The sequence below is a fragment of the Bacillus sp. VA15 genome (genome assembly GCF_055721145.1).
Genome location: NZ_JBVQPQ010000021.1, coordinates 1 through 687, shown reverse-complemented (window position 1 = coordinate 687; position 687 = coordinate 1). Strand labels below are relative to the sequence as shown.

At 58.2% G+C, this 687-nt stretch carries 1 protein-coding gene; it reads left to right on the top strand.

The window, feature by feature from the left end; genetic code table 11:
* Positions 1 to 687 (top strand): glycosyltransferase family 2 protein (locus AC0DBE_RS21525; RefSeq protein WP_472963720.1); only part of this gene is annotated, 687 nt, incomplete at both ends.

The following is a 687-nucleotide window of genomic DNA, read 5'->3' as shown; positions in this document are numbered from 1 at the left end:
TGATGCAGACGCCGCACCACTTCTTCTCGCCGGATCCATTTGAACGTAACCTTGGCCGTTTCCGTAAAACCCCTAACGAAGGCACGCTGTTCTATGGCCTGGTGCAGGACGGGAACGACATGTGGGATGCGACCTTCTTCTGCGGTTCCTGTGCGGTTATTCGTCGTAAACCGCTGGATGAGATCGGTGGCATTGCCGTCGAAACGGTCACCGAAGATGCGCATACCTCGCTGCGCCTGCACCGTCGGGGCTACACCTCCGCGTATATGCGTATTCCGCAGGCCGCGGGTCTGGCAACGGAATCTCTCTCGGCGCACATCGGCCAGCGTATTCGCTGGGCGCGCGGCATGGTGCAGATTTTCCGTCTCGATAACCCCCTGATTGGGAAAGGGCTGAAACTCGCGCAGCGTCTGTGCTACGTCAACGCCATGTTCCACTTCCTGTCCGGTATCCCGCGCCTCATCTTCCTGACCGCGCCGCTGGCGTTCCTGCTTCTTCACGCCTATATCATCTACGCGCCTGCGCTGATGATTGCGCTGTTTGTTCTGCCGCACATGATTCACGCGAGCCTGACGAACTCGAAGATTCAGGGTAAATACCGCCATTCGTTCTGGAGTGAAATCTACGAAACGGTGCTGGCCTGGTACATCGCACCGCCGACGATGGTAGCGCTGATCAACCCGCACA